The organism is Achromobacter pestifer, assembly GCF_013267355.1.
GTDB lineage: Bacteria > Pseudomonadota > Gammaproteobacteria > Burkholderiales > Burkholderiaceae_B > Achromobacter > Achromobacter pestifer_A.
This window is the reverse complement of sequence record NZ_CP053985.1, coordinates 330,453-354,301: the sequence shown is the minus strand read 5'-3', so window position 1 is coordinate 354,301 and position 23,849 is coordinate 330,453. Positions and strand designations below refer to the sequence as shown.

Sequence of the window (23,849 nt, the reverse complement as noted above, 5' to 3'; positions counted from 1 at the left end):
CGACAAGCGCAGAGCCACGCCAGGCAATTCATCAGAAACCAGTCAGAAATCAGTTTTCGGAGTTCTTATGTCCATTCAACGCACCCTCTCGATCATCAAGCCCGACGCCGTCGCCAAGAACGTCATCGGCCAGATCGTCGGCCGTTTCGAGCAAGCCGGCCTGAAGGTCATCGCCGCCCGTCTGGTCCAGCTGTCGCGCGCCGACGCCGAGCGTTTCTACGCCGTGCACAAGGAACGCCCCTTCTTCAAGGACCTGGTCGACTTCATGATCTCGGGCCCGGTGTTCGTGCAAGCGCTGGAAGGCGAAGACGCCATCCTGAAGAACCGCGACCTGATGGGCGCCACGGACCCCAAGAAGGCGGCTCCCGGCACCATCCGCGCTGACTTCGCCGACAGCATCGACGCCAACGCCGTGCACGGCTCGGACGCTCCGGAAACGGCCGCTGTCGAAATCGCCTTCTTCTTCCCCGAAATCAACATCCACAGCCGTTGATTTTCGCGGAACATCTGTTCTAGCTTTTGAGTTTTACCCAGGTCATGGAATCCGTCGAACGAATCAATCTACTGGGGCTTGACGGCTCCGCCCTGTCCGAACTGGTCGGAAAGTGGGGCGGCAAGCCGTTTCGGGCTCGCCAGTTGCAGCGCTGGATGCACCAGCGCGGCGCCGATTCGTTCGACGCCATGACCGACCTGGCCCGCGATTTCCGCGGCCAGCTTGCGCAGCATTGCCGCATCGAGGCACTGCCCGTCAACATCGAGCAGCGCTCGACCGACGGCACCCGCAAGTGGCTGTTCGACGTCGGGCAGGGCAATGCCATCGAGACCGTCTTCATCCCCGAGGACGACCGCGGCACGCTGTGCATTTCCAGCCAGGCCGGATGCGTGGTGAACTGCCGCTTCTGCTCGACCGGACACCAAGGCTTCAACCGCAATCTGAAGACCAGCGAAATCATCGGCCAGCTGTGGTGGGCCAAGCGCGTGCTGGAGGCCGACATCGGCACCGCCCGCCTGGAAAGCGCCCGCGCCACCGAAGATACCCGCGTCATCAGCAACGTGGTCATGATGGGCATGGGCGAACCCCTGCTCAACTACGACCAGGTTCTGCCCGCCTTGCGCCTGATGCTGGACGACAACGCCTATGGCCTGTCGCGCCGTCGCGTCACTGTCTCCACCTCCGGCGTGGTTCCCATGATGGACCGGCTGTCGCAGGACTGTCCCGTGGCGCTGGCTGTTTCGCTGCACGCACCCAACGATGCGCTGCGCGACGAGCTGGTGCCGCTGAACAAGAAGTACCCGTTGAAGGAGCTGCTGGCTGCTTGCGAACGCTATCTGGCGTTCGCCCCGCGCGACTTCATCACTTTTGAATACTGCATGCTGGACGGTATCAACGACACCGACCAGCACGCCAAGGAACTGATCCAAATTGCACGCCAGCTGCGCTGCAAGCTCAATCTGATTCCGTTCAACCCCTTTCCCGAGTCCGGCCTGAAGCGCTCGAACTCGGCGCGGGTGAAGGTGTTTGCCCAGCGTCTGATGGACGCCGGCATCATCACCACCGTGCGCAAGACCCGGGGCGACGATATCGATGCGGCCTGTGGCCAACTGGCCGGAGAAGTGCGCGACCGTACCCGGATCACCGAACGGAACGCCGCACAGCGCCAGACCATACCAATTAAACAGGTGCACGCATGACGCAGGATTTCGCTTCTGCAGTTTCAGAAACGCCCGCTGGCGCTGTGGGCGGCATCGGCTCGGCATTGCGCGCGCTGCGCCAGTCCAAGGGCTGGTCGCTCGACGAAGTGTCTAGCCGCATCAAGTTTTCCACGAAGCAGATCGAAGCCCTGGAAAACGAGCAGTGGGCCAACCTGCCCACCGGCGTTTCGCTGCGCGGCCTGGTGCGCAACTATGCGCGTCTGCTGGGCGCGGACTCGCAGGCCATCGTCGATTCGCTCGATCCCAAGGCGCGCGTCACCGGCCCGGTGAAGCTCAGCCCGGGCGCCCTGCATTCGGCGCATTCCATTCCCCAGTCCGGCGCCGACGACGACCGCTCGTCCTCGACCTCCTGGGGCTGGCTCATTGCCATCGTGCTGGTGCTGGTCGCCGGCGTGGCGTATGCCTTCTGGCAAGGCTGGTTGCCGCAGCACTGGCTGCCGTCGGACTGGCTGCCGAAGTCGGCCAAGTAACAACCCGGTTCCACCGATGCAAGAATCTTCTCTGCCTTGCCAGGACGCTCCGCCTCCCTCCGTGGGGGCGGCCGAGCGCCGTGCCACGCGTTCGGTGACGGTGAAGTGGGACGACCGTGTCGTGAAGATCGGCGGCGACGCCCCGGTCGTGGTCCAGTCCATGACCAACACCGACACGGCGGACGCCATTGCCACCGCGATCCAGGTCAAGGAGCTGGCCCAGGCCGGCTCCGAGCTGGTGCGGATCACGGTGAACACCCCCGAAGCCGCGCGCGAGGTCATCGCCATCCGCGAACAGCTCGATCGCATGGGCGTAAATGTGCCGCTGGTCGGCGATTTCCACTACAACGGCCATAAGCTGCTGACCCAGTTTCCGGACTGCGCGCAAGCGCTGTCCAAGTACCGCATCAACCCCGGCAACATGGGCGGGGGCAAGCGGCGCGATGACAACTTCGCGCAGATGATCGAAGTGGCCTGCCGCTACGACAAGCCGGTGCGCATCGGCGTGAATTGGGGCAGCCTGGATCACGAGCTGATGGCGCGCAAAATGGACGAAAACAACCAGCGCGCCCAGCCCTGGGAAGCGCAGGCCGTGATGCGCGACGCGCTGGTCGTGTCCGCCATCAGCAATGCGCAGCGCGCCGAAGAACTCGGCCTGCGGCGCGACGCCATCATCCTGTCCTGCAAGGTCAGCCACGTGCAGGACCTGATCGCGGTCTATCGCGACCTGTCCGCGCGTTGCGACTACCCGCTGCATCTGGGCCTCACCGAAGCCGGCATGGGCAGCAAGGGCATCGTGGCCTCCACCGCCGCGCTGGCCGTGCTGCTGCAGCAAGGCATCGGCGACACCATCCGCATTTCGCTCACGCCCGAACCCGGCGGCGACCGCAGCCGCGAAGCGATCGTGGCGCAGGAAATCCTGCAGACCATGGGCCTGCGTGCGTTCACGCCCATGGTCGTTGCCTGCCCCGGCTGCGGCCGCACCAGCAGCACGTTCTTCCAGGAACTGGCCGACAGCATCCAGACCTACCTGCGGCGTCAGATGCCGCTCTGGCGCGCTCAGTACCCCGGTGTCGAAAGCATGAACGTCGCGGTCATGGGCTGTGTCGTCAACGGGCCGGGCGAAAGCCGCCATGCCGATATCGGCATCAGCCTGCCGGGCACCGGCGAAGTGCCGGCGGCGCCGGTTTTCGTCGACGGCGAACGCACGGTCACGCTCAAGGGCGACCATATTGCCGAAGAGTTCCAGGCCATTGTCGAAGACTACGTTGCGCGCCGCTATGGCGCGCCCGCCTCTCATTAAAGTAAGGGTGTGGCCGCTAGCGCGCTTGCCGGCGCGCGATGCGGCATGATCAAGATGACTCAAGCTTTCCAGAAAGTCGCCGCCATACGCGGCATGAATGATCTGTTGCCAGGGGCCAGCGCCCGCTGGGAACAATTCGAGGAAATCGTGCGCGGCTGGCTGCGCGGCTACGGCTATCGCAATGCGCGCACGCCCGTGCTTGAGCATACGCGCCTGTTCGCGCGCGGCATCGGCGAAGTGACCGACATCGTCGAAAAAGAGATGTACACCTTCACCGATGCGCTCAACGGCGAATCGCTGACCATGCGTCCGGAAATGACCGCCGGCATCGTGCGCGCGTCCATCGAGCACAACCTGCTCTATGACCGCCCGCAGCGCGTCTATTCCATTGGCCCCGTGTTCCGCCACGAGCGCCCGCAGCGCGGCCGCTACCGCCAGTTCCACCAGATCGACGTCGAGGCCCTGGGCTTTGCCGGTCCCGACGTGGACGCCGAACTCATCGTCATGCTGGCGCGCCTCTGGAAGCTCTTGGGCCTGACCGACGTGCGCCTGGAGCTGAATTCGCTGGGCCAGCCGGCCGAGCGCGCCGCCCACCGCGCCGCCCTGATCGAGCACCTGGAAAAGCACCGCGAGATCCTGGACGAAGACGGCCAGCGCCGCCTGTACAGCAACCCGCTGCGCGTCCTGGACACCAAGAATCCCGCCATGCAGGAAATGGCCGACAGCGCGCCGCGCCTGTTCGACTTCCTCGGCGAGGAGTCGCGCGCGCACTTCGACGGCGTGTGCCAGCGCCTGGCCGACGCCGGCATCGAGTACCGCCTGAATCCGCGCCTGGTGCGCGGGCTGGACTACTACAACCTCACGGTGTTCGAGTGGGTCACCGACCGCCTCGGCTCCCAGGGCACCGTGTGCGGCGGCGGCCGCTACGACGGCCTGATCGAGCTGCTGGGCGGCAAGCCCGCGCCCGCCGTGGGCTTTGCGATCGGCATGGAGCGCCTGCTGGACCTCTGGGAGCAGAGCGTGCAGGTCGACCCGCCAGCCGAGTGCGACGTCTACGTCGTGCACCAGGGCGAAGACGCGCAGCGCCTCGCCGCCCGGGTCGGTGAAGACCTGCGCGATGCCGGCCTGTCGGTCATCGTGCACGCGGGTTCCGCAGGCTTCAAGTCGCAATTCAAGCGCGCCGACGCCAGCGGCGCCCGGGTTGCGGTTATTCTTGGCGCCGACGAAGTGGCCGCGCAGACCGCCAGCGTCAAGTTCCTGCGCGCCGATGCGCAGGGCGAAGCGGCCCAGCAGCAAGTCCCGTTGGCGGGATTGGCCGACGTATTGAATAACAAGGGTTAATGCATGGCATACGATCTCGAAGAACAGGAAAAACTCGACGCAATCAAGGCGTGGTGGGCGCGCTACGGCACCCTGATGGTCACGCTGGTGGCGGCGGTTGCGCTGGCCTGGGGCGGCTGGTGGGGCTGGAAGGCCTATCAATCGCACCGCGCCAACCAGGCCATGGGTTACTTCGAAGCGCTGGAAGACGCGGCCCGCCTGGGCGGCGCCGACTCGTCGGTGCGCATCAAGACCGCCGCGGCCACGCTGCGCGAGCAATATCCGTCCACCGGCTACGCTGCGCGGGGTGCGCTGGTGGCGGCCCAGGCGCTGCAGGCCCAGAAGGACGACGCCGGCGCCCGCGAGCAGCTGGAATGGCTGGCCGCCCAGGGCAAGAACCCGTCCATGCAGGCCGTCGCGCGCCTGCGCCTGGCCGGCATGTTGCTGGACCAGAAGCAATACGATCCGGCCTTGGCACAACTGAACAATCCGCCGGCAGCCTTCGCTGCCTTGTTCGCGGATCGCCGCGGCGATATCCTCGCCGCGCAAGGCAAGCGCGAGGAAGCGCGCGCCGCATGGCAAAGCGCCATTGATGGCCTGGGTACGGCAAATCCCCTGACCCAGGTTGTGCAACTGAAACTGGATGCCCTGAGCGGAGCGTGACTGTAATGCGTAAATTTGCACCTGGTCGTACGTGGCGTGGCGCCGTTTGCCTGGCGGGCTTGCTCGCCCTGGGCGGATGCGGCATGTTTTCCAATGATGACGGCCGCTACGATCCCGCGCCTCTGACCGAATACAAGGCCGGCATGTCCGTGCGCCAGGTCTGGAGCGTCTCGGTCGGCAGCGGTTCGGGACTGGGCTTCGCGCCCACCGTGCTGGGCGACGCCGTCTACGCCGCCACGCCCGACGGCTCGCTCGGCAAGTTCGACCTGCAGAGCGGCCGCGCCATCTGGAAGGCCAAGGTCGACGGCAAGTTGTCTGCCGGCGCCGGCAGCGACGGCACCACCACCGCCGTGGCCGCGCCGAACGGCGATGTCATCGCCTTCGACGACACCGGCAAGGTGAAGTGGAAGGTCCGGGCCACCAGCGACGTGACCATTCCGCCCGTCGTGGGCTATGGCATCGTCGTGGTCCGCAGCGGCGACTACCGCATCCAGGCCTTCGACGCCAACAGCGGCGAGCGCGTCTGGAACGTGCAGCGTCCCGGCCCCTCGCTGGCCCTGCGCAGCGTGTCGCAGATGGTCCTGGCCGAAGGCCTGGTCATTACCGGCCTGCCGGGCGGCAAGCTGATGGCCATCGCGTCCAATAGTGGTAACGTGCAATGGGAAGGCACTGTCGCGACGCCGCGCGGCGCCAGCGACCTGGAGCGCCTGACCGACGTGGTCGGCGCGCCCCGTATCGCGGGCAATCTGCTTTGCGGCGTGGCCTACCAGGGACGTATCGTCTGCTTTGACGTCACGGCCGGCGGCCGCCCGTTGTGGGCCAAGGACTACTCCAGCGTCAGCGGCCTGTCGCTGGACGAGCGCTTCGCCTATGCGGCGGACCAGAACAGCGTGGTCAACGCATTTGCGTTGGATAATGGCGGGAATGTATGGAAACAGGCAGCATTGAAGAACCGCCAGGTCACCGCGCCCGCCCTGTTGGGCGGTGCGTTGGCAGTCGGCGACCTGGACGGCTACGTGCATTTCCTGTCGCGCAGCGACGGCAGCCTGATGGCGCGCCTGTCGGTGGGCGGTGGTCCCGTGGTTTCGCCGCCGCAGACGACTTCCCAGGGAGTGCTGGTTCAGACGGGTAATGGCAACCTCGTCCTGATCGGCGCCAACTAAAACCTATAGAACAAAGCCTTACACCGTGTCTTTCAAGCCTGTCGTCGCCCTGGTCGGCCGTCCCAACGTGGGAAAGTCGACCCTATTCAACCGCCTGACGCGATCGCGCGCCGCGCTGGTGGCCGATTATTCCGGCCTGACCCGCGATCGCCATTACGGCGAGGGCAGGGTAGGCGAGATCCCCTTCATCGCCATCGATACCGGTGGTTTCGAACCCGTCGCCAAGGACGGCATCCTGCTGGAGATGGCCCGCCAGACCCGGCAGGCCATTGCCGAGGCCGACGTCGTGGTGTTCCTGGTGGATGCCCGCGCGGGCATCAATGCCCATGACCACGAAATCGCCCAGCTGCTGCGAAAATCCGGCCAGCAGCGCGTGCTGCTGGCGGTGAACAAGGCGGAAGGCATGGGCGCCGGTTCGGCCATCTCCGAATTCCATGAACTCGGACTGGGGCAGCCCTATCCGATTTCGGCGGCGCACGGCGACGGCATCGTCGACCTGATCGAGCTGGCCCTCCAGGACTTGGCCGAACCGCCGGCCGAAGAGGGCGCGCCCGAAGAGGGCGAGCACGATCACCGTATCAAGCTGGCCATCGTCGGCCGTCCCAACGTCGGCAAGTCCACGCTCATCAATACCCTGATGGGCGAAGAGCGCGTGATCGCGTTCGACATGCCGGGCACGACCCGCGACGCCATCGAGATCGACTTCGAACGCGACGGCCGCCGCTACACGCTGATCGACACCGCGGGCCTGCGCAAGCGCGGCAAGGTGTTCGAGGCGGTCGAAAAGTTCTCCGTCATCAAGACGCTGCAGGCCATCGAGGCCAGCAACGTGGTGCTGCTGATGCTGGACGCGCAAACCGAAATTTCGGAGCAGGACGCCCATATCGCCGGCTTCGTGCTGGAAACGGGGCGCGCCGTGGTCGTGGCCATCAACAAGTGGGACGGCCTGGACGGTGAAGCCAAGGAGCGTATCGAACGCGAGTTCGAGCGCAAGCTGCGCTTCCTGTCGTTCGCGCGCATGCACACCATTTCGGCTTTGCGGGGGCAGGGCGTGAAGCCTCTGCTCAAGTCCATCAACGCGGCGCATGCCGCGGCCTTCGCCAAGCTGTCCACCCCCAAGCTGACGCGCGAGCTGCAGACCGCCGTCGAGCAGCAGCCGCCGCCCCGCAAGGGCATCTTCCGGCCGAAGATGCGCTATGCGCACCAGGGCGGACAGAACCCCCCGCTGGTCGTCATTCACGGCAACGCGCTGGACGCCATTCCGGATTCCTACCGCCGCTACCTGGAAACGCGCTTCCGTAACGCGTTCGATCTGGCCGGCACGCCGCTGCGCATCGAATTCAAGTCTTCGCACAACCCCTACGCGCAGGAAAGCTGATCCATGAGCCGCTTCTGGAGTCCCGTGGTCGGGACGCTCAGTCCGTATGTCCCGGGCGAGCAGCCCAAGCTTCAGAACCTGGTCAAGTTGAACACCAACGAGCATCCCTACGGCCCGTCGCCCAGGGTGCTCGACGCGATCCGCTCGGCCTGCGACGACACGCTCAAGCTCTATCCGGACCCTTCGTCCGACCGCCTGCGGCAGGCCATCGCCGGCACGGTCGGCGTGCAACCGGGCCAGGTCTTCGTGGGCAACGGTTCCGACGAGGTACTGGCGCACGTGTTCCTGGCGCTGTTGAAGCATGAGCGGCCGCTGCGTTTCCCGGACATCACCTACAGCTTCTATCCGGTCTATTGCGGCCTGTACGGCATCCAGTACGAAACGGTACCGCTGACGTCCGATTTCCGTATCGACGTCGACGATTATCTGCCCGGCAGCAAGGGGCAGGCAGGCGCCATCATCTTCCCGAATCCCAATGCGCCCACCGGCCGCGCGCTCAGCGCGGCGGAGGTCGAGCGCATCGTGGCCGGCAACCCCGACGCGGTCGTCGTGGTGGATGAAGCCTATGTGGATTTTGGCGGAGAGTCCGTCATTCCTTTGGTCGACAGCTACGACAACCTGCTGGTTGTGCAGACGCTGTCCAAGTCGCGTTCGCTGGCGGGGCTGCGCGTCGGTTTCGCCGTGGGCAGCGCCGAGCTTATCGACGGGCTGGAGCGTGTAAAGAACAGTTTCAACTCCTATCCCATCGATCGTCTGGCATCCGCCGGCGCGGTAGCGGCCCTGGAAGATGCGGAGTACTTTGAACGGACTCGCCAGGCTGTGATCGAAACCCGGTCGCGGATGACGGCGGGCCTGGAGTCCCTGGGTTTCGAGGTGCTGCCGTCGGCTGCGAATTTCGTGTTCGCGCGGCACCCCTCCAGGGATGCTGCGGGCCTGGCTGCCTCCTTGCGAGAACGCAGCATCATCGTGCGCCATTTCCGCCATGAACGCATCGACCAGTTTCTGCGCATTACCGTGGGCACCGACGAGCAGTGCGAGCTGCTTCTGAAGGCGCTTGCGGAGGTTCTGCAGGCGTGAGCGGCCGGGGCTTTCCCGTTGGAAAACTCTGGTGTCACTTTTGCATTCCGGCCAAGTAGCACGGGCCGGGAAAACCCTGTAGAGTACAAGTTTCGGCGTACGCCACCAGTACAGAAGTACGCCACCACTCAATAACAAACAATGGAGCCTGGCCAATGAGCAATAAAGGGCAAACTCTGCAAGATCCGTTCCTGAACACGCTGCGCAAGGACCATGTGCCCGTGTCGATCTACCTGGTGAACGGTATCAAGCTTCAAGGGCAAATCGAATCCTTCGACCAGTACGTGGTGCTGCTGCGCAATACGGTCACGCAAATGGTCTACAAGCACGCCATTTCGACCGTCGTTCCCGCGCGCGCCGTGAATTTTCAGGTGGAAGTCCCTGCTGAGTAATCTCGCTCCAGCTTTACCTTTTATTGCCCGCCGGACGGTCCTCGTCGGCGGGCATTTTCGCTTTGGCTCCAATATGGTGCATGTATGCGCGCTTTGATTATCAGCGTGGATCTGGGAGATCCGGACTTCGCGGCCCATGCCGAGGAATTCACCATGCTGGCCAAGGGCGCTGGCGCGGAAGTCGTCGGCACCTTGACGGCTCGGCGCGACCGGCCCGACGCCAAATTCTTCATCGGTTCAGGCAAGGCCGATGAAGGCGTGGCGATGGCCCAGGCGCTGCTGGCGGATATCGTCCTGTTCGACCAGCCGCTGTCCCCCGCCCAGCAACGCAACCTGGAGCGCGCCTTCAACTTGCGCGTGGTGGATCGCGTCGCGCTTATCCTCGACATCTTCGCCCTGCGGGCGAAAAGCCATGAAGGCAAGCTGCAGGTCGAACTGGCGCAGCTGCAGCATCTGGCCACGCGCCTGACCCGCATGTGGAGCCACTTGGAGCGTCAACGCGGCGGCATCGGCATGCGCGGGCCGGGCGAATCCCAGCTCGAAATGGACCGCCGCATGATCGGCGCCAAGGTCAAGCTGCTGCGCGAGCGGCTGGACAGGGTAGAGCGCCAGCGCGTGACCCAGCGCCGGGCGCGCGCCCGCGGCGGCGTGCTGTCGGTGTCGCTGGTCGGCTATACCAACGCCGGCAAGTCCACCTTGTTCAACGCCCTGACGCGCGCCGACGCCTATGCCGCCGACCAGTTGTTCGCCACCCTGGACACGACCACGCGCCGCATCTGGATCGAAGGGGCTGGCTCGGTGGTGGTGTCCGACACGGTCGGCTTCATCCGCGACCTGCCTCACGGCCTGATTGCGGCGTTCCGCGCCACCCTGGAAGAAACCGTGCACGCCGACCTGCTGCTGCACGTGGTCGATGCCGCCAGCCCGCAGCGCGACGAACAGATCTTCGAGGTCAACAAGGTTCTGGCAGAGATCGGCGCGGCCGCCATTCCCACCATTCTCGTATACAACAAGATAGATCTGGCCGGATTGGAACCGCGGGTGGAACGCGACGCACATGGTACGATTGCGCGAGTATTTGTAAGCGCCACCGAGCGCGCCGGTTTGGATGCGTTGCGCGGGGCAATTGCGGAAACCGGACAGATTGTGGGAAACAATGCCGCGAATTATCAAACTCTTCAATCTGAATGACCCCGGCTGGGGTCGTGGGAACAACAATGGCTCCGAGCCGCCGCCCAAGCGGCCTCAAGGCAACGGAGACGGCCCACCCGACCTGGACGAGGTCTGGCGCGATTTCAACAATCGCATCGGATCCCTGTTCGGGCGCAAGGGCGGGGGCGGCAATAACCGCCCGGGCAACCGCGGCGGCATGAAGCCGCCGTCGCCGCGCGGTGCGCGCATCGGCCTGGGCGTCATCGCCCTGGTCGCGGCCGGCATCTGGCTGGCCAGCGGTTTCTACATCGTGCAGGAAGGCCAGGTCGCGGTCGTGACACAGTTCGGCAAGTACAAGTCGACGTCGCAAGCCGGTTTCCAATGGCGCATGCCGTATCCCATCCAGAGCCACGAAATGGTCAACGTGTCGCAGCTGCGCACGTTTGAGGTCGGTTTCCGTGGCGGCGCGCGCAACAAGGTCTTGCCTGAAGCGCTGATGCTCACGACGGACGAGAACATCGTCGACATGCAGTTCGTCGTCCAGTATCGCCTGCGTGCCGACGGTGCGCCCGATTACCTCTTCATGACGCGTGATCCCGATGAATCCGTCCGCCAGGCGTCGGAGACGGCCATGCGCGAAGTCGTGGGCAAGCAGTCGATGGACTTCGTGCTCTACGAAGGCCGCACCACGGTGGCCACGCAAGTGCAGACCCTGATGCAGCAGATCCTGGACCGCTACCAGACCGGCGTGCAGGTCAGCACTGTCGCCATCCAGAACGTGCAGCCGCCGGAACAGGTGCAGGCCGCGTTCGATGACGCCGTCAAGGCAGGCCAGGACCGCGAGCGCCAGATCAACGAAGGGCAGGCCTACGCCAACCAGGTCGTGCCGCTGGCCAGCGGCCAGGCGTCGCGCATGACCGAACAGGCCGAAGGCTACAAGGCCAAGGTCGTCGGCGATGCGCAGGGTAATTCCTCGCGCTTCACCAGCGTCCTCGGCGAATACGAGAAGTCGCCGCAAGTCATGCGCCAGCGCATGTACCTGGAAAGCATGCAGGAGATCTTCACGCGCGCCAGCAAGGTCATGGTCGACACCAAGAGCAACAACAATATGTTGTACCTGCCCTTGGACAAGATCATGCATCTGGCCGCTCAGGACGCCAGCAAGTCCGGTGTCGCCGGTTCGGGTTCGCCCACACTGGCTCCGCCCGCGCAGTCGCCGGCTCGCGGCAGCGCCGCGCCGGCGCCTCAGCCTTCCGGCAGCAGCAATAGCAACACGCTGCCCCGCGACCGTACGTCGCGCTAACCCGGAGGAGTCCTGATCATGCAACGTCTCATGCCCATCCTGGTCGGCCTGCTCATCGTGCTGGCCGCCCTTTCTTCCTGCGTCTTCGTCGTGCGCGAGCGCGACTACGCCCTGGTGTTCTCGCTGGGTGAAGTTCGCAGGACCATCAACGAACCCGGCCTTTACTTCAAGGCGCCGCCTCCGTTCCAGAATGTCGTGACGCTCGACAAGCGCATTCTGACCATCGAAACCAACGAAGCCGAACGCATCCAGACTTCCGAAAAGAAGAACCTGCTGATCGACTCGTACGTCAAGTGGCGCATCCTGGATCCGCGTCAGTACTACGTTTCCACCGGCGGCAACGAGCGCGTGGCGCAGGAGCGCCTGCAGGCGCTGATCCGCGACGCTCTGAACGCCTCGGTCAACGTGCGCACGGTGCGCGACGTGGTTTCGACCGAACGCGACAAGATCATGGCCGAAATCCTGACCAACGTCGCCAAGCGCGCCGAGCCTTTGGGCGTGCAGATCGTCGACGTGCGTCTGCGCCGCATCGAGTTCGCGCCGGAAATTTCGGAATCGGTGTATCGCCGCATGGAAGCGGAGCGTACGCGCGTCGCCAACGAGCTGCGCTCCATCGGCGCCGCCGAGGGCGAAAAGATCCGCGCCGAAGCCGACCGCCAACGCGAAGTCATCGTGGCCCAGGCCTACGCCAAGGCCCAGGGCATCATGGGTGAGGGCGATGCCGCGGCCGCCGCGATCTATTCGCAGGCCTACGGCAAGAACCCGCAGTTCTACACGTACTACAAGAGCCTGGAAGCCTATCGCGCTTCGTTCTCGAAGCCGGGCGACGTGCTGGTTGTCGACCCCAGCTCCAGCTTCTTCCAGTTCATGAAGGACCCCGCCGGCGACGCCCTGGCGCCGGTCACCGTGCCGGCCAAGTGATGCGGCGGCGGTGATGCGGAACAAAAAGCCCCTTGGAAATCCAAGGGGCTTTTTGCTTGCCGGGGCGGCGGCATCCTGAAATCTGCGCAATAGGGGACAGTTTCGCGCCCGCGGCAGCCCCGGCTGGCGTTGGCCGCCGAACCATGTACAATACCCCGTAAGCTAGAAAACATTCCGCAGCGGCTGAGCGGGCTTACGCCCCCTCAGCCGCTTTTTCGTTTGGGCGACGCCCACGCATCACTTGGCGTTCTTCAGGTAAACATTCATGGGTAACTGGTTGCTGCCCGAGAGCCTTGCCGACGTACTTCCGGCAGAGGCCCGGCGCATCGAGGAATTGCGCCGCGAACTTCTCGATCTGTATCGCACTTACGGTTTCGAGCTGGTCGCGCCGCCCCTGGTCGAATACATTGATTCATTGCTGTCCGGCACCGGCAGCGATCTGGATCTGCGTACCTGCAAGCTGGTTGACCAACTGTCCGGCCGCACCTTGGGCGTGCGCGCGGACATGACGCCTCAGGTCACGCGCATTGACGCACACTTGTTGAACCGTGCTGGCGTTACCCGCCTGTGCTATTGCGGCAACGTGCTGCACGCCCGCCCGGCGGACCTGCTGTCCAGCCGCGAGCTGTTGCAGATCGGCGCCGAGATCTACGGCCATGCCGGCTTCGAGGCCGACCTGGAGATCATCCAGCTGGTGCTGGAAACGGTGGCGATCGCCGGCGTGCGCAACCCGAGGTTGGATCTGTGCCATCCGGGCGTGCTGCGCGCCCTCCTGGAATCCGATCCGGGAGCAGCGGCGCTGTCGCAGGACGTCATCCTGCTGATGCGCGAGAAGGACGTTCCGGGGCTGGGCGAATTGGCAGAACGGGCTTCTGGTTTGCGTGCTGAGACCCTGAAGGCCCTGCAATTGCTGCCCAAGCTGTACGGCGGACCGGAAGTGCTGAAGGAAGCGCGCCGTGAATTGCCTCTGCTGCCGGGTGTCGTGGCCGCATTGGACGCGCTGCAGTTGGTGGTCGACGCCATGCCTGATGTGGCGTTCGGCGTGGATCTGGCCGACGTGGGCGGCTATGGCTACCATTCCGGCGTGAAGTTCGCGCTGTACGCCGAGGGCTGGCGCGATGCGCTGGTCAGCGGTGGCCGTTATGACGATGTCAGCCGTGCGTTTGGCCGGGCCCGCCCCGCCACCGGCTTCAGTCTTGATTTACGCAAGCTGGCGGCGGGTTTGCCGCCGGCGGAAAGGGCGCGTGCGGTACGTGCGCCCTGGGGGCAAGCCCCCGCCCTGACCGAGGCGGTGCGCCGCCTGCGCCGGTCGGGGGAAATTGTCGTTCAGGTATTGCCCGGTCACGAGCAGGATCAGGACGAATTCGTTTGCGATCGCGAGCTGGCGCTGCAGGATGGCGCCTGGACGGTCAGAACGCTGTGACTAACTCCCTCTCGGTAACGAGAGGGCCGCGGGGAGATTTCCGGATTTCCCGAGAAACTCGATATTGATTCGTAACATGAGCAAGAACGTAGTCGTAATCGGCACCCAGTGGGGTGACGAGGGCAAGGGCAAGATCGTCGACTGGCTGGCGGAATCCGTCCAGGGCGTGGTCCGCTTCCAAGGCGGTCACAATGCCGGCCATACGCTGTGGATCAACGGCAAGAAGACGATTCTCCGCCTGATCCCGTCGGGCATCATGCATCCCGGCGTCACCTGCTTCATCGGCAACGGCGTCGTGCTGTCCCCCGAAGCCCTGCTCAAGGAAATCGAAGAGCTTGAGGCCGCCGGTCTGGACGTGCGCTCGCGCCTGCAGATTTCCGAAATCTGCCCGCTGATCCTGCCGTACCACGTTGCCATCGACAAGGCGCGCGAAGCGCGCAAGGGCGACGGCAAGATCGGTACGACCGGTCGCGGCATCGGCCCCGCGTACGAAGACAAGGTTGCCCGCCGCGCGCTGCGCGTGCAGGACCTGTTCAATCCCGCGCTGTTCGACGAAAAGCTCGCCGAAGTGCTGGATTACCACAACTTCGTGCTGACCAAGTACCTGGGCGCCGAGGCGGTTTCCGCCAATGAAGTGCGCGACCAGGCCATGGCGCTGGCTCCGGCCATCGCCCCGATGGTCAAGGACGTGTCGAGCAACCTGTACGCCATGCAACAGGAAGGCAAGCGCCTGCTGTTCGAAGGCGCGCAGGGCGCCTTGCTGGATGTCGACCACGGCACCTATCCCTTCGTCACCAGCAGCAACTGCGTTGCTGGCGCGGCCTCGGCCGGCGCAGGTGTCGGTCCGCAGCAGCTGGACTACGTCCTGGGCATCACCAAGGCCTACACGACCCGTGTCGGGTCGGGCCCGTTCCCCACGGAGCTGGTCGACGAAATTGGCACCCGCCTGGCCACGATCGGCAAGGAATTCGGTTCCGTCACGGGCCGTCCGCGCCGCTGCGGCTGGTTCGACGGCGCCGCGCTCAAGCGCTCGGTCCGCCTGAACGGCATCTCCGGCCTGTGCATCACCAAGCTGGACGTGCTGGACGGCCTGGAAACCATCCAGCTGGGCGTCGGCTACCGTGTCAACGGCGAGTTCCGCGACGTGCTGCCCTATGGCGCGCATGCCGTGGCGCAGGCGCAACCGGTGCTGGAAGAGCTGCCCGGCTGGAGCGAGTCCACCGTCGGCATCACCGAGTACGACAAGCTGCCCCAGGCCGCCCGTCGCTACCTGGAGCGCGTGGCCGAAGTCTGCGGCGTGCCCATCGACCTGGTGTCGACCGGCCCCGACCGCAATGAAACCATTGTGCTGCGTCATCCCCTGAAGGGCTGACATCGGGTTATTATTCGCAAGGCCGCCGCCGGTCTCATACCGGCGGCGGCCTTTTCGTATTTATTAAGCAGGAGATGCTTGCCTATGAGCACGCCGACCAATGATGACAGCCATCTGTGGGTGACGTGGGACGACTACAACCGCCTGATCGAGCGCCTTACCTTGCAGGTGCATCAATCGGGTTGGAAGTTCGACAAGATTCTTTGCCTGGCGCGCGGCGGTATGCGCGTCGGTGATGTTATGTCCCGTATTTTTGATGTGCCGCTGGGCATTCTGGCCACGAGCAGCTATCGCGAAGCGGCCGGCACCAAGCAGGGCGACATGGATATCGCCCAGTTCATCACCATTACGCGCGGCACCTTGTCCGGGCGGGTGTTGCTGGTGGACGACATGGTCGATACCGGTAAGACCTTCAGCAAGGTCTACGATCACCTGAAGAGCCAATTTGCCGACATCACCGAGCTGCGCAGCGCGGTGCTGTGGTGGAAGGGGCATTCCCTGGCGACGCCGGACTACTATGTCGACAAGCTGCCGACGAATCCCTGGATCCACCAGCCGTTCGAAGACTACGACAGCTTGCGTCCGCATCAGCTCGAGGCCTGGATCCGCAAGGGCTCCAAGAGCTGAGCATGGCGGTTCGGCAGGAGAGGGCATTCTGGCCGCCCAGGGCGCCAGACTGTCCCTCTAGTAGTCAAAACAGCCATGACCATGCTAGAATCGCTGGTTATCGCTAAACCGAACTTGGCTTGTTACTCTTTGGGTAGTCTTTGGGTAACGGAAACAGCCAGCGGAAATCCGGGATGGGTCTGTGGTTCAGTGCTGCTAGCACTGCAATCGGAGTCCGGGGCGCTGGATTGCGCTTTCAAGGTTCCCCGTTCGCGGTATCTGCCTCTGTTGGTATGATTTGGTATCGACGAGGCCGTTTACGCGTACCTGGACCCGCGCAGCGTTGCTGGTAAGCAAGCCAGGTTTGTCATCAACTTTTGTTACCCTACAAGCAGGCCAATCACTTTATGCCTATCGTTCGACTGAAGGAAAACGAACCGTTTGAAGCCGCTCTGCGCCGCTTCAAGCGCACCATCGAAAAGACCGGTTTGCTCACCGAGCTGCGTTCGCGCGAGTTCTATGAGAAGCCCACGGCTGAGCGCAAGCGCAAGCACGCCGCCGCTGTGAAGCGCCACTACAAGCGCATCCGTAGCCAACAACTGCCCCCGCGCCTGTATTGATTTTTGATTCCCGAATCTATTGATTCCAGAATCATTCATCCAGGATTTGCTCGCCCGAGTCGACGTCGTCGACGTAGTCGGGCGATACGTGCAGTTGAGAAAGGGCGGGGCCAACTTGCTTGGCCTGTGCCCTTTTCATAACGAAAAAAGTCCCTCGTTCACTGTCAGCCCCACCAAGCAGTTCTATCACTGCTTCGGTTGTGGAGCGCATGGCAGCGCCATCACCTTTCTGATGGAACACACGGGCGCCAGTTTCCCCGATGCCGTGCGCACGCTCGCGGCATCGGCGGGAATGACGGTCCCCGAAGAAAATCGCAGTCCACGCCAGCAGCAGGAATCCGCGCGCCGCAAGGCCGAGGAATCCCGCCACACGCAGGTGCTGGATGCCGCTCAGGCGCATTACCTCAAGCAGTTGCGGGCATCGCCCGCAGCGATCCGTTATTTGAAGCAGCGCGGCCTGACGGGTGAAATCGCGGCGCATTTCGGCCTGGGTTGGTCGGGCACCGACCGCCACGGCCTGTCGCAAGTCTTCCCGAACTACGAGGACCCCGTCCTGGTCGAGTCCGGGCTGGTCATCGAATCCGAGGACGGACGCCGCTACGACCGCTTCCGGGAACGGGTGATGTTCCCGATCCGCAATGCGCGGGGCAGTCTCATCGGCTTCGGCGGCCGCATCATCGGCAAGGGCGAACCCAAGTACCTGAATTCGCCCGAAACCCCGCTGTTCTCCAAGGGGCATGAACTCTACGGATTGTGGGAGGCGCGCCTGGCCATACGCCAGGAAGGCCAGGTCATCGTGGTCGAAGGCTACATGGACGTGGTCGGCCTGGCGCAGCAAGGCATCGCCAATGCGGTCGCGACGCTGGGCACGGCCACCACGCCGGACCATGTCAAGAAACTGCTGCGCACCAGCGACAAGGTCATCTTCAGCTTCGATGGCGATGGGGCGGGCCGGCGCGCCGCGTGGCGCGCATTGCAGGCCTGTCTGCCGGTGCTGCGCGACGATATCGCGATCCGCTTCCTGTTCCTGCCCTCGGAACACGATCCCGACTCGTATGTGCGCGAACTGGGCGCCGAAGCCTTCCGGGCATGCCTGGGTGAGGCCGTGGCGCTGTCCCGCTTCCTGCTGGATGAGCTGGCTTCGCGGCACAACATGGAGGAAGCCGAAGGGCGGGCCAGTTGCCTGCACGAGGCCAAGCCCTTGCTGGCCGCCATTCCCGAATGCGCGCTGCGCGTGCAGATCGAGCGGGAAATGGCCAAGCTGGTGCAGCTGACGCCGGAAGAAATGGCTCAGGTGCTGGCTCAGCAACCCACCAAGCCCTTCGCGCCCGCGCCCAAGTCCGGCGCGGTAGGCGGGGATGCGGGCGCGACCGCGGCGCCGGCGCGGGAGCATGATCCGGGCTATCCGGACACGGGCTATGACTTCGCCGGGCATGACTTTCAAGACATCCCGGTCGATGAGTCCGACTACGCGGACCAAGTCCATCTACCGTCCCAAGGTTCCGATTTTGGTGGCGGTGGCGGTGGCGGCGGTCAGCGCAGCGGCGCCAAGCAGGAATGGAAGGGTAAAGGCGACTGGAAAGGCAAGGGCGACTGGAAGGGCGGCAAAGGCAACTGGAAAGGCAAGCGCGACAACGACGTCGGCGGGTTTGAAGGCCGCCGCACCATGCCGTCGTTGGCCAAGCGCCTGCTGGGCCTGTTGCTTGCGCACCCTGAACTGGTTGACTCCATGGGTGACCAGCAGCTTGAAGTCATCGACCACGGCCCCCATCTAGGTCTTGTAAGAGATTTGATCATGCTGGCGCAATCTAGCGGCGCGCGCCATGTCGGCGCCCTGTTGGAGGCGGCGGAACCTGATTCGGATCTGGCCACGGTACTGAAAGGGCTGCGGGCCGACCTCCTGTCCAAGGAAGACCTGCCGGACCCGCAAACCGAATGGGACGATGCCTTGAGGCGCATCGAATTCGATTCGGCCAAACTGGAGATTGCCAAGCTCGCCGCGGCGGGTCTGGTCACGGAAGAAGCGCGCAAGCGCTATCTGGAGCTTTCCAGCCGCATGGCTGTGCTGAAAGGTGCTGGCGTGCGCTAAATGCGCTAAAATCAAAGGTTGTCCGCCGGCGGAAGCTGTTTTGGGCCGGCGAGGCAGGACGGGCGGAGGCGGTTTTGTGGTGTCGTTGTACACGAAGCCAGCAAAACCAGCCTAGTGACCTGTCTGGTGTACACGGATTGTGGTGTTTGCGGTTGATTTCTACTCGATTCTTGCTGAATTTGGCGGAAATCCTCGTGCCACGGTGCGTGGGCGACAAGAAATGCATTCGGCGGGTGGAATCTATTCCGGCTGCCGGAATCTAATGGATGTATGGGTTTGACGCGGGACCTGCGATCCGGACGCGGCGGACGGTTTCCAGAAAATGGAACGTCGGGCGCGCAACGGCAGAAATAAAAGCGGATGCGCGCGTCAAATTTGTTACATAGTTAATTAATATAGCTGAGCGGTGAATCAAGCAGTTCGGCGGCGGTCATTTCCGCGTAGCGTTAGTGGTTTGGGTGCTGTGTCTACTCAGCTGCTTGGGGCAAATGCCCGATAAGCAAGCAAAGCCTATTTATAGGCAGGCAGCCCCCCCGACGTCCGGAAGCCCCCGCAGGATGAGGCCATGCACGCAAGACGCAAGTCCGGTATTGCACCGGAACGGCGCCAAGCGGGCTCGCAAGAGCCGGCGCTGCGAACAACGCAGCCGTGTGGCCTCCGCTGATTCACCAGATTTACCCGTATACACCGCCGCGTTGGGCTGCCGTCCAAAGCGGCTTCATGCGGTGCAACATGCCCGAACGGGTTGCGACGACCACGGAAGCGACTATGACCAAATCCACCGGCAAATCCTCCTCTGCAATTGATGCGGCCGAAACCAAGGCCACCACGGCCAAGCGCGTCGTAAGCATGGCAGCGGAAAAGGCGCCCGCCAAGACGGCGGTGAAGGTCGCCAAGCCCGCAGCCAAAACGGCCGCCAAGAAGGCGACCAAGGCTGCCGCAGGTGACAAGCCCGAGAAGGTGACGAAGGCTCGCGCCAAGAAGGCCGAAGACAAACTCGCCGACTTGGTCGGGAGCGCGCGCCCCGTCGTGCCCAGCGGTCGCCGCCCGGGACGCCCCGCCAAGAACGCGAACAATGATTCCGACGGCTTCGACGACACGATGGACGGCGAGGGCGAAGTCCTGCCCGATCTGAAGCCGCCGAAGCGCGGCGGCAAGCGCGGCAAGGCCGATCCCAAGGATCTGATCGCCCGCGGTCCCGTGACGCCCGAAGAATACGAAGCGCGCCGCAACCGCCTGAAGCAGCTGATCAAGCTGGGCAAGGACCGCGGCTACCTGACCTACGGCGAAATCAACGACCATCTGCCTGACGACCTGGTCGACGCCGAAGCGATCGACGGCATCATCAGCACGTTCAGCGACATGGGCATTGCGGTCTACGACCAGGCGCCCGATGCCGAAACGCTGCTGATGAGCGAAAACGCGCCGGTGGCCTCCAACGACGACGACGTCGAAGACGAAGCCGAAGCCGCGCTGACCACGGTGGATTCCGACTTCGGCCGCACCACGGACCCCGTGCGCATGTACATGCGCGAAATGGGCTCGGTGGAACTGCTGACGCGCGAAGGCGAAATCGAAATCGCCAAGCGCATCGAAGACGGCCTGAAGCACATGGTCATGGCCATCTCGGCCTGCCCGACCACGATCAACGAGATCCTGGCCCACATTCTGCGCGTGCGTGAAGGCCAGGCCCAGATCGACGAAGTGGTCGACGGTCTGGTCGATCCGGAAGACGGCGAGGAATACGCCGGCGCCGGCGTCACCGCCGAGGAAGACGAAGGCGATGACGGCCCCGCCGGCGGCATGTCCAGCAAGCAGCTGGAAGACCTGCGCGTGAAGGCTCTGGCCAAGTTCGACGAAGTCGGCAAGCAGTTCGAAAAGATGCGCCACTCGTACGAGAAGGACGGCTACAAGTCGGACATCTACGTGCGCGCCCAGGAATCCATCCAGAACGAACTGATGGGCATCCGCTTCACGGCCAAGATGGTCGAGAAGCTGGCGGACACCCTGCGCCAGCAGGTCGAGGAAGTGCGCCAGCTCGAGCGCGCTGTCCTGCACACGTGTGTGGACCGTGCCGGCATGCCGCGCACGCACTTCATCAAGGTGTTCCCGGGCAACGAAACCAACATGCAGTGGGTCGTCGATGAAGTGGCTGCCGGCCACCCGTACGCCGAAACGCTGGAGCGCCAGATTCCCGCCGTGCAGGAACTGCAGCAAAAGCTCATCGACCTGCAAACGCGCGTCGTGCTGCCGCTGAAGGACCTGAAGGACGTCAACAAGCGCATGGCCACCGGCGAAGCCAAGGCCCGCAAGGCCAAGCGCGAAATGACCGAGGCCAACCTGCGCCTGGTGATCTCGATCGCCAAGAAGTACACGAACCGCGGCTTGCAGTTCCTGGACCTGATCCAGGAAGGCAACATCGGCCTGATGAAGGCCGTGGACAAGTTCGAGTATCGCCGCGGCTACAAGTTCTCGACCTACGCGACTTGGTGGATCCGTCAGGCCATCACGCGTTCCATCGCCGACCAGGCGCGCACCATCCGTATTCCGGTTCACATGATCGAAACGATCAACAAGATGAACCGGATCAGCCGCCAGATCCTGCAGGAAACCGGCGCCGAGCCGGATCCCGCGACCCTGGCGCAGAAGATGGACATGCCCGAGGACAAGATCCGCAAGATCCTGAAGATCGCCAAGGAACCGATCTCCATGGAAACGCCCATCGGTGACGACGACGATTCGCACCTGGGCGATTTCATCGAAGACACGTCCACGCTGGCGCCTTCCGATGCGGCTTTGCATGGCTCCATGCGCGATGTGGTCAAGGAAGTGCTAGACTCTCTCACCCCGCGTGAAGCCAAGGTCCTGCGCATGCGTTTCGGCATAGAAATGAGCACCGACCAGACCCTGGAAGAAGTGGGCAAGCAGTTCGACGTCACGCGCGAGCGCATCCGTCAAATAGAGGCGAAAGCGCTGCGCAAGCTGCGTCACCCCAGCCGGGCCGATAAGCTGAAGAGCTTCCTGGAAGGGCAGTAATCGTTTTTAGGGCCTCTAGCTCATGCCTGGTTAGAGCAGCGGACTCATAATCCGTTGGTGCCGAGTTCGACTCTCGGGGGGCCTACCAGTAGATATGCGGGTCTTGGAGCAATCCAAGGCCCGCTTTCTTTTCCGCAATCCTTGGCCTTTTCCGCAATTTGGCTTATTGCGTGGGCGCCGCCTTGTCGCCTTTGGGTACTGGGCATCCTTCTCGGTGGTCGTCGCCGAACCATGGCAGAGTTGCCCTGGTGCCTGGCAGATGTCGCCGGCAGCCTCCGTCCTGTCGATTCCCGGCCTTGCCGGTCGCGTCGACCGCCCGAACGACCTTCGCCTACTGTTCTTGCAGTTTGGCCGGCAGGTGGCCTCCTCGCAAGTGACGAAGGGTTCCTGTTGCCTGTGTCGGGCTCTAAATCCAGCGAGTCGCTTCAGGATGGAGACTCTGCGACGCCGGGCGCTCGACGAGCTCATGATCGAGCTGTTCTCTCGCAATCCTTAATCGAGTGCGGAAAGGTGGTTACGGCGGAGTTAGCTGAAGTGCTGCAGAGTAGCCCCTAGTTTGGAGCAATCTCCGCGGGTACACCAGCGCAGGCAAGAGATGCCTAAGCAGCCATCGCCGGATTAAGGCCGATGGCTGCTGCGTGGGCAAAATCCATTGCTCCTACGTCGTGGCCGGTACAACATCTGCCTGGGCGACCATTTTCCTTCTGGTGCCCAGTTTGCGCAGGATTCTACGAGAAGGCCGCTCGATCAGATAGTAGGAAATCGTTGCCGTGCAAATCGCCAAGGATATCTTATCGGCCAGGCGCAATCCTGCGATTTCGATCGACAGCACCACGTTGAGCAGGAAGTGCGTCAGATAAAGGGAGTAGGAAATCTCCCCCAGGAACACTGAGACTCGGTTTCCGAAAAGCAGGCGCCCCAGCCCTTTGTCGCACAGTAGGCCGGCGATCAGCAGCAGTGCACCGCAGGTCATGATCCAGGAGTGGAAGGGGGTGGCGCATGCATAGGCGAATACGGCAATACCTGCGATGATCAGCCCATCAGAAACTGCCGCGGGGAGCTTGTCGATACCTTCGACGACTCGATAAAGAGCTACCCCAGCAACAAAAACAGATGAGAACTGAATCAGGAAATTCCCGTGAGCGAGTACGATGCCGTTAACGTCTATCCCGGCCGATTGAAGCAGTCTGACGTGCGGCATTTCGATGAGAATCCAGACCACTCCAGCCATCACCGCGGCCGCAAAAAACCTTGGAAGCTTGAACATCACAAGAGCGGTGAATGGGAACCAGATATAGGCGAACATCTCGACGCTAATGGTCCATGACAGCGCATTCCATGAAAACTGGTTCACGAATCCCCAGGCTTGTATCAAGAGCAAATTGAGACCAAACGTGTATGCCGTTTCATTGGGAGTCTCGATCGGGTAGCCAGCTTTCATCAGTGCTAGAAACGCGAATAACGTTACCAAGTGCATAGGGTAAATGCGGGCTATGCGTTTGTAGAAGTAGGCTCGGTATGGAGCTGGATTCACCGATTTTCTAAATTCTGGATAGACGTGGGCCATTACGAACCCGCTCAGGACCAGGAAAACAATGACCCCAGAAAATCCATACAACAAGATGTGCATGAAAAGCCCATCGCCTTTTATGCCCGCTCCCCACGTATAGTGCATCAACACCACCCAAAGCGCAGCATACCCGCGCACGCCGGTGAGGGCGGGGATGTTCCGGATCATTTTCTTGTCTCTATTATTTAATTATTATTTAAATTGTACATTGTTGGTCGCGCCATCTGGCACTCATATCTAAAACGTCATATTGCTAGGGTGTTTCAAATGGTCCAGAG

20 protein-coding genes and 1 tRNA gene are annotated in these 23,849 nt (G+C 63.2%); 20 read left to right on the top strand and 1 reads right to left on the bottom strand.

Translation table 11 applies throughout. The features are described from left to right. The first annotated feature begins 67 nt into the window (after positions 1 to 67). The 20 genes from ndk to FOC84_RS01980 all read left to right on the top strand — a co-directional run bounded on the left by ndk (position 68) and on the right by FOC84_RS01980 (position 22,089). Complete coding sequence (ndk, locus tag FOC84_RS02075; RefSeq protein WP_088139578.1) at positions 68 to 493, top strand: nucleoside-diphosphate kinase; 426 nt, start codon at positions 68 to 70, stop codon at positions 491 to 493. A 44-nt stretch (positions 494 to 537) separates the two neighbouring features. Further along, positions 538 to 1,692, top strand: coding sequence for a 23S rRNA (adenine(2503)-C(2))-methyltransferase RlmN (gene rlmN, locus FOC84_RS02070; RefSeq protein ID WP_088139580.1), 1,155 nt, complete (start codon positions 538 to 540; stop codon positions 1,690 to 1,692). Continuing rightward, positions 1,689 to 2,183, top strand: coding sequence for a helix-turn-helix domain-containing protein (locus FOC84_RS02065; RefSeq protein ID WP_173142970.1), 495 nt, complete (start codon positions 1,689 to 1,691; stop codon positions 2,181 to 2,183). Before rlmN ends, FOC84_RS02065 begins: the two co-directional genes overlap by 4 nt. A gap of 16 nt (positions 2,184 to 2,199) precedes the next feature. Then, positions 2,200 to 3,486 carry a flavodoxin-dependent (E)-4-hydroxy-3-methylbut-2-enyl-diphosphate synthase gene (ispG, locus tag FOC84_RS02060; RefSeq protein WP_173142969.1) on the top strand — a complete coding sequence of 429 codons (1,287 nt, stop codon included), beginning with the start codon at positions 2,200 to 2,202 and terminating at the stop codon, positions 3,484 to 3,486. Positions 3,487 to 3,540: 54 nt separating this feature from the next. Further along, positions 3,541 to 4,827, top strand: a complete 1,287-nt coding sequence (hisS, locus tag FOC84_RS02055) for a histidine--tRNA ligase (RefSeq protein WP_173142968.1) — start codon at positions 3,541 to 3,543, stop codon at positions 4,825 to 4,827. Positions 4,828 to 4,830: 3 nt separating this feature from the next. Continuing rightward, on the top strand, positions 4,831 to 5,469 hold the full coding sequence (locus FOC84_RS02050) for a YfgM family protein (RefSeq protein WP_173142967.1): 639 nt from the start codon (positions 4,831 to 4,833) through the stop codon (positions 5,467 to 5,469). A 5-nt stretch (positions 5,470 to 5,474) separates the two neighbouring features. Further along, positions 5,475 to 6,632, top strand: a complete 1,158-nt coding sequence (gene bamB, locus FOC84_RS02045) for an outer membrane protein assembly factor BamB (RefSeq protein WP_173142966.1) — start codon at positions 5,475 to 5,477, stop codon at positions 6,630 to 6,632. A 25-nt stretch (positions 6,633 to 6,657) separates the two neighbouring features. Continuing rightward, complete coding sequence (der, locus tag FOC84_RS02040) at positions 6,658 to 8,010, top strand: ribosome biogenesis GTPase Der (protein ID WP_173142965.1); 1,353 nt, start codon at positions 6,658 to 6,660, stop codon at positions 8,008 to 8,010. 3 nt (positions 8,011 to 8,013) lie between these two features. Beyond that, on the top strand, positions 8,014 to 9,087 hold the full coding sequence (hisC, locus tag FOC84_RS02035; RefSeq protein WP_173142964.1) for a histidinol-phosphate transaminase: 1,074 nt from the start codon (positions 8,014 to 8,016) through the stop codon (positions 9,085 to 9,087). Between the two features lie 155 nt (positions 9,088 to 9,242). Then, on the top strand, positions 9,243 to 9,479 hold the full coding sequence (gene hfq / locus FOC84_RS02030) for an RNA chaperone Hfq (RefSeq protein ID WP_006218585.1): 237 nt from the start codon (positions 9,243 to 9,245) through the stop codon (positions 9,477 to 9,479). A gap of 84 nt (positions 9,480 to 9,563) precedes the next feature. Then, the gene (gene hflX / locus FOC84_RS02025) at positions 9,564 to 10,670 is read left to right on the top strand and encodes a GTPase HflX (protein ID WP_173142963.1); all 1,107 of its coding nucleotides are present in this window, start codon (positions 9,564 to 9,566) and stop codon (positions 10,668 to 10,670) included. Beyond that, positions 10,636 to 11,934: an FtsH protease activity modulator HflK gene (gene hflK, locus FOC84_RS02020; RefSeq protein ID WP_173142962.1), complete on the top strand. Its 1,299-nt coding sequence runs from the start codon at positions 10,636 to 10,638 to the stop codon at positions 11,932 to 11,934. Before hflX ends, hflK begins: the two co-directional genes overlap by 35 nt. Positions 11,935 to 11,952: 18 nt before the next feature. Further along, positions 11,953 to 12,855 carry a protease modulator HflC gene (hflC, locus tag FOC84_RS02015; RefSeq protein ID WP_173142961.1) on the top strand — a complete coding sequence of 301 codons (903 nt, stop codon included), beginning with the start codon at positions 11,953 to 11,955 and terminating at the stop codon, positions 12,853 to 12,855. 265 nt (positions 12,856 to 13,120) lie between these two features. Next, positions 13,121 to 14,278 (top strand): ATP phosphoribosyltransferase regulatory subunit, encoded by a 1,158-nt coding sequence (locus FOC84_RS02010; RefSeq protein ID WP_173142960.1) that lies wholly within the window; start codon positions 13,121 to 13,123, stop codon positions 14,276 to 14,278. A gap of 76 nt (positions 14,279 to 14,354) precedes the next feature. Continuing rightward, complete coding sequence (locus FOC84_RS02005) at positions 14,355 to 15,650, top strand: adenylosuccinate synthase (protein ID WP_173142959.1); 1,296 nt, start codon at positions 14,355 to 14,357, stop codon at positions 15,648 to 15,650. Between the two features lie 84 nt (positions 15,651 to 15,734). Continuing rightward, a complete protein-coding gene (locus tag FOC84_RS02000) occupies positions 15,735 to 16,277 on the top strand; it encodes a phosphoribosyltransferase (protein WP_173142958.1) in 543 nt (180 codons plus the stop codon). 386 nt (positions 16,278 to 16,663) lie between these two features. Then, the gene (gene rpsU / locus FOC84_RS01995; RefSeq protein ID WP_006218592.1) at positions 16,664 to 16,876 is read left to right on the top strand and encodes a 30S ribosomal protein S21; all 213 of its coding nucleotides are present in this window, start codon (positions 16,664 to 16,666) and stop codon (positions 16,874 to 16,876) included. 19 nt (positions 16,877 to 16,895) lie between these two features. Then, positions 16,896 to 18,965, top strand: coding sequence for a DNA primase (gene dnaG / locus FOC84_RS01990; protein ID WP_173142957.1), 2,070 nt, complete (start codon positions 16,896 to 16,898; stop codon positions 18,963 to 18,965). 768 nt (positions 18,966 to 19,733) lie between these two features. After that, the gene (gene rpoD / locus FOC84_RS01985; RefSeq protein WP_173142956.1) at positions 19,734 to 22,001 is read left to right on the top strand and encodes an RNA polymerase sigma factor RpoD; all 2,268 of its coding nucleotides are present in this window, start codon (positions 19,734 to 19,736) and stop codon (positions 21,999 to 22,001) included. A gap of 9 nt (positions 22,002 to 22,010) precedes the next feature. After that, positions 22,011 to 22,089, top strand: a tRNA-Ile gene (locus FOC84_RS01980). 570 nt (positions 22,090 to 22,659) lie between these two features. Here the strand turns inward: FOC84_RS01980 and FOC84_RS01975 are convergent. Further along, the gene (locus FOC84_RS01975; RefSeq protein WP_173142955.1) at positions 22,660 to 23,739 is read right to left on the bottom strand and encodes an acyltransferase family protein; all 1,080 of its coding nucleotides are present in this window, start codon (positions 23,737 to 23,739) and stop codon (positions 22,660 to 22,662) included. Positions 23,740 to 23,849: the final 110 nt, after the last annotated feature.